Source organism: Methylobacterium sp. 285MFTsu5.1 (assembly GCF_000383455.1).
Lineage (GTDB): Bacteria > Pseudomonadota > Alphaproteobacteria > Rhizobiales > Beijerinckiaceae > Methylobacterium.
The window spans coordinates 1-7937 of the sequence record NZ_KB911330.1 but is presented as its reverse complement, the minus strand read 5'-3'; the positions used below and the strand labels follow the sequence as shown (position 1 = coordinate 7937).

At 65.2% G+C, this 7937-nt stretch carries 13 protein-coding genes; 5 read left to right on the top strand and 8 right to left on the bottom strand.

Features of this window, described 5'->3' with window-relative positions:
* Both H288_RS0131420 and H288_RS0131415 read left to right on the top strand, forming a co-directional pair.
* Window positions 1-354: integrase core domain-containing protein (locus H288_RS0131420; RefSeq protein WP_158684280.1), on the top strand; the 354-nt coding region annotated here is incomplete at its 5' end.
* A 39-nt stretch (window positions 355-393) separates the two neighbouring features.
* A complete protein-coding gene (locus tag H288_RS0131415) occupies window positions 394-594 on the top strand; it encodes a hypothetical protein (protein ID WP_020096519.1) in 201 nt (66 codons plus the stop codon).
* 496 nt (window positions 595-1090) lie between these two features.
* Here H288_RS0131415 and H288_RS0131410 read toward each other — a convergent pair whose 3' ends face one another.
* The 6 genes from H288_RS0131410 to H288_RS0131390 form a co-directional block, all read right to left on the bottom strand.
* Window positions 1091-1300, bottom strand: a complete 210-nt coding sequence (locus H288_RS0131410) for a hypothetical protein (protein WP_103986542.1) — start codon at window positions 1298-1300, stop codon at window positions 1091-1093.
* 66 nt (window positions 1301-1366) lie between these two features.
* Window positions 1367-1498, bottom strand: coding sequence for a hypothetical protein (locus H288_RS36370; RefSeq protein ID WP_272481366.1), 132 nt, complete (start codon window positions 1496-1498; stop codon window positions 1367-1369).
* A gap of 42 nt (window positions 1499-1540) precedes the next feature.
* Window positions 1541-1819: a hypothetical protein gene (locus H288_RS0131405; protein WP_042675125.1), complete on the bottom strand. Its 279-nt coding sequence runs from the start codon at window positions 1817-1819 to the stop codon at window positions 1541-1543.
* Between the two features lie 325 nt (window positions 1820-2144).
* Window positions 2145-2870, bottom strand: a complete 726-nt coding sequence (locus tag H288_RS0131400; protein ID WP_234083213.1) for a hypothetical protein — start codon at window positions 2868-2870, stop codon at window positions 2145-2147.
* 173 nt (window positions 2871-3043) lie between these two features.
* Window positions 3044-4012, bottom strand: coding sequence for an alpha/beta hydrolase (locus H288_RS0131395; protein WP_020096515.1), 969 nt, complete (start codon window positions 4010-4012; stop codon window positions 3044-3046).
* Window positions 4013-4574: 562 nt separating this feature from the next.
* Entirely contained in the window at window positions 4575-4961 is a 387-nt protein-coding gene (locus H288_RS0131390) for a hypothetical protein (protein WP_146074101.1), read from the bottom strand.
* 137 nt (window positions 4962-5098) lie between these two features.
* On the opposite strand from H288_RS0131390, the gene H288_RS35445 reads away from it, so the two are divergent.
* Complete coding sequence (locus H288_RS35445; RefSeq protein ID WP_128083421.1) at window positions 5099-5683, top strand: hypothetical protein; 585 nt, start codon at window positions 5099-5101, stop codon at window positions 5681-5683.
* Window positions 5684-6039: 356 nt separating this feature from the next.
* On the opposite strand, the gene H288_RS0131380 is transcribed toward H288_RS35445, so the two are convergent.
* Both H288_RS0131380 and H288_RS0131375 read right to left on the bottom strand, forming a co-directional pair.
* On the bottom strand, window positions 6040-6261 hold the full coding sequence (locus tag H288_RS0131380; RefSeq protein ID WP_020096512.1) for a hypothetical protein: 222 nt from the start codon (window positions 6259-6261) through the stop codon (window positions 6040-6042).
* A gap of 79 nt (window positions 6262-6340) precedes the next feature.
* Entirely contained in the window at window positions 6341-6523 is a 183-nt protein-coding gene (locus H288_RS0131375; protein WP_020096511.1) for a hypothetical protein, read from the bottom strand.
* Window positions 6524-7036: 513 nt separating this feature from the next.
* Here H288_RS0131375 and groES point away from each other — a divergent pair.
* Both groES and H288_RS33340 read left to right on the top strand, forming a co-directional pair.
* Window positions 7037-7324, top strand: a complete 288-nt coding sequence (gene groES, locus H288_RS0131370) for a co-chaperone GroES (RefSeq protein ID WP_020096510.1) — start codon at window positions 7037-7039, stop codon at window positions 7322-7324.
* Window positions 7325-7422: 98 nt separating this feature from the next.
* A partial coding sequence (locus H288_RS33340; protein WP_280177414.1) for a TCP-1/cpn60 chaperonin family protein occupies window positions 7423-7937 on the top strand: 515 nt, incomplete at its 3' end.

The window sequence follows — 7937 nt, the reverse complement described above, 5'->3', positions numbered from 1 at the left end:
GAGCGCCGCCCCTTCGCCGGCAGCGGCCTCGTCTGTCACTCGGATCGCGGATCGCAATATGTGAGCATCCGCTACACCGAGCGCTTGGCCGAGGCGGGCGTCGAACCCTCCGTCGGCAGTGTTGGCGACTCGTACGATAACGCTCTCGCCGAGACGGTGATCGGCCTGTTCAAGGCGGAGGTCATCCATCGACGCGGGCCGTGGCGGTCCTTTGAGGCGGTCGAGTACGCCACGCTGGAATGGGTGGACTGGTTCAACCACCGTCGGCTGCTCGAACCAATCGGCCACATCCCTCCCGCCGAGGCGGAGGCACGCTATTATGCCCAGGCCGAGGTCCAAGCCTTGGCCGCCTGAGCCAAACCAAACGGCCTCCGGAAAACCCGGGGCGATTCAGTGACACAGCCCGATGACGCGGAACTCTCCGGGCAACTGGTCCTCTTCTACGCGGCGATAACCACCTCCGAGGACGAGGCGCTCGCCATCGTGCGCCGTGCCGTCAAGGCGGACGCAGCGGTCGAGCCGACGGGGGGCCGCTTGTCTCAGCAAACGGCCAGCGCACTTGTTCTGGAAGCGGGCCTCGCGCGGGCCCTCTGACACACGCAGGCAAACGCGAGTCCAACGACGGGGCTGGATGCCGCGGTAATCCCGCTCGGGAGCGGTCGCCGATTAATGCGAGGTCCCGCCCTGAGGACTTATCCGCGATCGGGGCCGATTCCATGGCCGAACTGGACCTTCGGAAAGCGCGCGGCGTTGTGCCAACAGGCGGCAAGCTGCGGCTTCGAAGAGGTCCGCACCGCAGCGGACGTCACCCCTCCGCCGGTCCTGCCATCTCGCGGGTCCGCTCAACCATCGCAAGCAGCACCGTGCGGAAGGCCTGCTGCTCCCGCGAGCACGCGCCCGCGTCATCACCACGCCCGAGTTCGACGCGCAGTCCGTCGAGTGCCTTCTCCCGTCGTTCCGCACCGTCCGCGGGCAGGTAACCTGCAGCGGGGCCTCCTGGGCGGCGGCAAGGTCGTCCCGGTCCGCCCGACCGACCGACCAGCGCGAGGTTCGTTCAAGCACCCCTCGTTTTCGGTCATGCATCAAGCCATCAGTGACCGCGCGGGAGTGGCGTCCGGGGCATCAGACCCTCGACGCGCAGCCTCAACCGGGTGGCGCGGATTGCCTCCACGGTCCGCCAAGGAACATCCCTGGCTATGCCCTCGGTCTCGAGCTCCGTGAGCTGATCAATCAACTGTCCCTGCTCCTGAAGGCCGGGGTGCTGCGACATGCGGACGATCATCCCGATCAGCTTCCGCATCACTGGGCACATCAGCGGGCGAACGAACTCTACCATACCGTGCAGCCATGGTGGTCGGACATCGCCTTAGCCTCGACCGCTGGTCTTCATGGCAGCCGAGACCGTACCCTTGTTCGAGGGCGCCGCCGCGTTGGTCTTGGGCACGGGCTTCTTTGGCTTCTTGGTCTCGCGATTCCCGCGTTTCTTGTCCGTTGCCATGATCCCGCTCCTCGATACGCGTGGCAGATTCGATAACGACCTTCACCCCTCCGACTTCGGCTGGTCCGCCAGCGCCCGGATTGCGGTCGCGATCGGGAAGTCGAACGCGCCGAGCACGGTGACGAGGCGGCTGCCGGCCCAGAGTTCGGCATGGTGCCCGGCGATCAATCCCTTTGCCTGCCGCTTGGCGTCCCCGTCGTCGCGGGCCGTGATGATCGAGGTCGCGACCACGCCACCGCTCGGAGCGAGCCGATGAACCTGATAGGCGCGGCGCGCGTGCCTCGAGCGGGGCTTTGCGGGGAACTTGATGAGGTCTGCCATGCGCGCCTGTCCGTTGCAGGCGGGGGCATGAACCCTCAGCCACCGGAGCCTGGAACAGCCGATCCGGTGATCTCGGCACTCTGCGCCTTTCCGATCGACAAAGATAGTCCTGACGGGGACGCGTGTTCCCGCATCCTGCCAAGATCTCGGTAACGCCGCGAGCATGGGAAGCATCTGTCACAACCGCTTGAACGGCGGAGCCGGCGCGAGGCACTGAATGTTCGCGCGTGAACAGCTCTTGAGACCCGTCAAGCGACGGGAATGTTCGCGAAGCGATGATTGACGATGGCCGGAAGCAGCTAATCCGAGGCGTACCATTCCGACATTAATCTTGAGCCGGAGCCGCCTCCCCCCATTCCCGGTCCTGCTCCGCGAGCAAGGCGGCACGACGGGCCGCGAGCGTCTCCGGTTCCGCCGCCGGAGCGTCCAAGGGCGCCTGGAGAGGGAGAGAAGCGATCGGCCTGTCCCCTTCCAGGACGCGGGCGATGGTCGTGATGATGCGATCAACATCGCTAGACATCACGATGCCCGTGCCGATGAGTTCGAGGCGTGAACGGCCGGCCAAATCCGCGCAGGACCCTCCGGCGAAGCCGAGCGCTGCGATGTCGTCGGCGTGCAGAGGCAGGCGTTCGACCAGCATGTGCCGCAGCCGTCCGAGCCTTCGCTCGCCGGTAGCCTCGGCCGTGTGCATGTCGCGGGCGCCCGGCACCCAGCGCGCCAGCTCGGCGAGGATGAAGGTCCGAACGCGTTCGACGCGGACCGGGCCGAACTTTCTGATGCTGGCGATCGCGTCCGGTGAGCTCTCGGCCAGAAGGCCGAGATCCCGGTACCCGGCCTTGCGCAGACGGGCCCGCAGGGAGGCCGTCAGGAAACCGCGGCCCAATCCCGACGCTGAGAGCAGCTGAAGCGCGTCAGGCGGCAGGTCCTCGAACAGCGGGAGCCTCGCGCTGATTTCGCCGAAGAGGCTATCGGACCGGGTTGTGCGACGTGATCGGCCGGGCATCGCCGTCGCCGATAGGGCTACTTCCAGCGCCCCGCAACGCTCAGCCATCGCGCGCCGTCACGGTGCCGGCTTGCCCACCACCGTGTGACGACGAACGAGCGAGGCCCGACCCAAGAGCCGCCGGTCCGCCTCGGAGCGACAAAGCGGAGGCGCGGCTTTCCACTCCGTTGACCACGCTTTAAACGGGCGCGTGCGAGGCCGGGATCCGAACCGGCCGCTCCTCAGGCGGCGACGCGAACCCGCTCCGAAGCCTGGCCGATGGCGGCGATGACCGCGTCCGGCGCCAGATGCTGGATCATGTGGCCCAGGCCGGGCACGACGATGAGGTGACTGTCCGGCAGTTCGCCGTGCAGGCGCTTCGACTGCCGATCGACATCGGCGATCTGATCGGCTCCGCCCACGATGATCACCACCGGGAGCCTCAGGTCGCGGTAGTGCTTCTGAAGCTCGGCCGCCGCCGGCGTCATCAAAGCGGCGTCCTCTGCTGACGCCCGCAGCTGGATCGGCCGCAGCATCATGGCCTTCGGGAACCCTCGGTCGAAACGCTCCGTGACCGCGGCCGGCGCGAACATGGCCTTGAGCAGGGCGGGCTGCAGGATCCGGCCGATCACGGGCGAGATCGAGTGGCGCATCAGGTCCCCGATGCCGGGGAGCGCCACCGGGGACGCGAGCACCACATCGGCGTGCAGCGTCGGGTAATAGTACCCGGACGCCAGGACGAGGCTGCGCACGAGCTGCGGGGCCTGTAGCGCGAGGGCGACCGCGACCAAAGCCCCCCAGGAGTGTCCGAGGACGACGGCTTGGGCAACGCCGAGCTGCTGAAGCGCCTTCTGGAACAGCGTCGCGTGAGCGCGCGGCGTCCAGAGCCCGCGCGGGCGGTCGCTGTAGCCGTAACCGGGTCGGTCGAAGATGATGACGCGGTGGCGCTCAGCCAGATCGTCGACGATGCCGCTGGCGAGAAAGTCCTGGATCATCATGCCGTTGCCGTGGATCAGCACCAGCGGCTCGCCGGCCCCCCGCTCGACGTAGTGCAGGCGCACGCCATCCACGATGAGGAACGCGCCGATCGGTGGCGTCCGTCGCTCGGCCTGCTTTGCCTGGGCGGCCGCATAGAGGGCGGACGCTCCCAGCGCGGTCGCGGAGCCGAGCAGGGTCGGAAGCAGCCACGCTGTTCTTGAACGGCCTGTCATGGGATTGATCCTGTTCACTGGAATGGGGCGTGCCTTCCGATTGCCGAGGGACGGCGAGTCCCCTTCCCGCCAACGGGAGGAGGCGCCGGTCCGCCGTTTCCGGCGCGGCAAGCGGACGGTGTCGGCAGGATGACGTTGGCAGGGCGCTCGGTCGGCGCCGCCAGACGGCACGCGGGACGCATGGGTCTCGGCGCGGCTCCGGTCGGTCTCGCTTGAACAGGCCGAAGGCTCTTACATGCCCGGCGGAGCGATGACCCGGTTGGAGGCACTGCCGTTGCGGTGGCGGCGCCTATCGCGCGGCCTGCCAACGCACCGTCATCCGACGAAGGGCTAAATCGCCATTCGTCTCCGAAGCGCCCTCCGAATCGAAGGATCGGGCCGACTGGCGTACGATCACATCGTCCCGCGTGATCGACCAGTCGAACCGGCCGGGCTCCTTCGCCGATGGCATGACCTGTAACTTGTGGGGATTGGGTCTGAAAACGATCATCTGATCTGTTCAATGCTCCGATAAGAACCGTTTCTTGATCTTCCAGGACCGAGATTGTCGGTCCTTTGGCAGTCACGCCGACGGCGCCTGACTTGTTTCAGTCGCGGAGGCGGACGCATGCTTCCATGCCTCGACGCTGGCTGCCGTGCTCGCCAGTTGCGACGCCAAGTATTGCAGCGCTTCCGTGCAACGACCGTCCTCGCGGCGCACATCGGCAGCGCGAGCCCGATCGTCGCTCGCCGCGACAAGCGAGTCTGCAACGAGCGTCAGTCGTTCGGCGACGCGCCGCATCGATTGCGGCCCGGTGAAGCTGGTCCGCGCATCAGTGGCGACGGCCTGAATCAGACTTCCGAGATCAGGCTCGAGAACCATCTCCCAGTGCTGGGCATAGTTTGACGCCATCATCTGGCACTTGGTGAACCAGCTGAACTCCAAGCCTGTAAGTCTGGGTTGAGCCATAACGCACTCCTTGCTGAAGGGGCTGAATTCACGCGCATGGAGACAGCCGAAAGCCGCTGTCCTGCCGAAGCGCCGGCAGATGACGTCACCGTTTGCTCAGGTGGCCCCGCCGACTGGCGACGTTGAGACGCTCCATCATGTCGAGGGTCGTCCCCGAGGTTCGGCATGCCGGGAACTCAGCGCATCACCTGCTGACTGACGTCAGCACGCGACAGGACCCGCGTCCGTCCGACGACACAGTCGCGCGTCGCGGCGATCGCACGCAGGATGCGGCGATCTTCATAAGATGGTGTGTCGAAAATATTTTACTAGATCCAATAAATATAAATCTGGCGATTCATCGCAAATTGCAAATTTGTCCGGGAAAACACGAAACAGGCGCCGATATGAACGAAATAACTTTCTGGGCGTTTTCAGTACGCAAGCTTCCGTTGCTGCCGTCAAGGAAATCCGCCATGCTCAATCAGAAACGTTTTGGACGCAAAATATCGATTCCCTCGACGATGGAGATCAAGCGCGATCTGATGGACATGGCGCATGCGGACACGATCGTGAAGTCCTTGAAGAGTCGTGGCCTGACCAGGGACGAATTCGAGGACGTGGTTTCGGGCCTGGCCGCTGATGGTCTGCTTTCGCTGGAGCGATCTCAGGTATTGACCCTCAACTTCGAGCGCACAGACCCCCAAAGCCCAAGTCTCGTGGATAATCGTGACGCTCGATAATCTGAGAAAGCGACAGCGAAGTGGCTTGGAGATGCGTGCCGCGGATGGCTCTGTCGGCGAACGCTTCGGCAGACCGTGGCGCAGTCTCGTGAGCTGACGCTTGTCGCCAGCCCCCTCGGGAAGTGTCGGCGGGCGGTGCCGTGCAGGCCACGTTGTTGCCGAGGGCTCGAATAAGGGTGCGATCGCGGGCAGCATGACCGCCCAAGGCAACGGCACGTGACACGCATCGTGAGGATTGGTCCTGTGCCATTGTCGGGGCCCCAGCCGCCGACCTGCCGTTGTGCACGGACGAGACGCGCTTGGCCGAGGGGCGGAGGGATGAACGCGGCATCGGCATATCTGCCGGCTCGGCTTGATCAGGCCAGGATGACCTCGATTAAATGGCGGTTCGCCCAGATGGACGTGATGGTCCGGTCGATCTCCCGCAGAAGCAGTTCCGCGGCGGCTCGGGTCTCCGGGCTATTGAGCGGGCCGGCGACGATCCGTGCCTGCTGGGCCCGGCGCAGCTCGGCCGCGGCGAGGTCCTGTTCCGCCTGTGCAAGGATGTCCCGGAGGTAGGCGTCGGGCAGTGTCGGCATGGTGGCAGCCTCCCGTCCATGACATGGATCCCGCCGCGCGACCCGGTCACGGGCAACGCGGCTTCGACGAGCCCGCAGGTCAGACGGTGAAGATCTGCAGGAGGACTCCGAGGCTTCCCAACGCCGCAGTGCTGATCCCACAGACGAGGACGATATCCCCGCTCGCTATGTGCTTCGACACCGGTGCAAACCGGTAGGCTGCCGACGTCAGCGCGATGCCGAGCAACGCAATCGCCAGAGCGACGGCCATCAGAATTGTCATGACAATGATCCTTGTCCGCCAGCGGCGGGACTGACCATCGCGCGGAAAAGTGTAACGCGTGAAAGAGACGAAATATCCGTCTGCCACCGGCCAGATTTTCGATTGTCAAAATTCTTGGCGATTTCAGGCGAGACAGCTGCTTTTCACAATGGAATCGTCGCTGGTCGGCGGAGCTGTGACCTGACTGATCGTCATGCCATTCTCCAACACAGTCCTGCTTGAGCGGCCCGATCAGGGCGGACGATCGCGCAGGTTGATCCGCGCGGCGCGGAGATCGGTCGATCGAAGGAGGCGGTTCGAATCCGCTGTCCCCCGCTGAAGGGGCCGTTTGGGCGTTTTGCCCCGGCTTCCGGATGAGCGGGACCCGCCGTCCCATTATAAGATTAGCACTTCCATGCGGCGAGTGCTAATAATGGGTCGATCGGGCGGCGATGACAGTCTCGCCGTTATCTGTCCCGCGACAGCGCCAGTCATGTCGGTTGGATCTCGCTTGGGAACGATCAGGATCTCACGATGAAATTCCGTCCGCTGCACGACCGCGTGGTGCTCCGTCGCATCGAAGGCGAGGAGAAGACCAAAGGGGGCATCATCATCCCCGATACGGTCAAGGAGAAGCCGCAGGAGGGCGAGGTCGTCGCCGCGGGACCGGGCGTGCGCGACGAGGCCGGCCAGATCATCGCGCTTGAAGTGAAGGCCGGCGACCGCGTCCTGTTCGGCAAGTGGTCCGGCACCGAGGTCAAGATCGACGGTCAGGACCTCCTGATCATGAAGGAATCCGACATCCTGGGCATCGTCGCCTAGCCCGGCTCGGGCGGCGCGGAGCGTCGTGACGATCTGCCCTTCGAGGCGCCCGCTGGGGTGCGCCTCGGGGCCAAACGACAGATGATGAGGGTCCTGCCATGTCCGCCAAAGACGTCCGCTTTTCGGTCGATGCTCGCGATAAGATGCTGCGCGGGGTCGAGCTTCTCGCCAACGCGGTGAAGGTGACGCTCGGCCCGAAAGGCCGCAACGTCGTGATCGAGAAGAGTTTCGGCGCCCCCCGCATCACCAAGGACGGTGTGACGGTCGCCAAGGAGATCGAGCTCGTCGACAAGTTCGAGAACATGGGCGCCCAGATGGTGCGCGAAGTGGCCTCGAAGTCGAGCGACGCTGCCGGTGACGGCACCACCACCGCGACCGTGCTGGCCGCCTCCATCGTCCGGGAGGGCGTGAAGTACGTCGCCGCCGGCATGAACCCGATGGACCTGAAGCGCGGAATCGATCTGGCGGTGGCCGCGGTCGTGAAGGATATCGGTTCACGCGCCCGCAAGGTCGCCTCGTCCGACGAGGTCGCCCAGGTCGGCACGATCTCCGCCAACGGCGACAAGGAGATCGGCGAGATGATCGCCCACGCCATGCAGAAGGTGGGCAACGA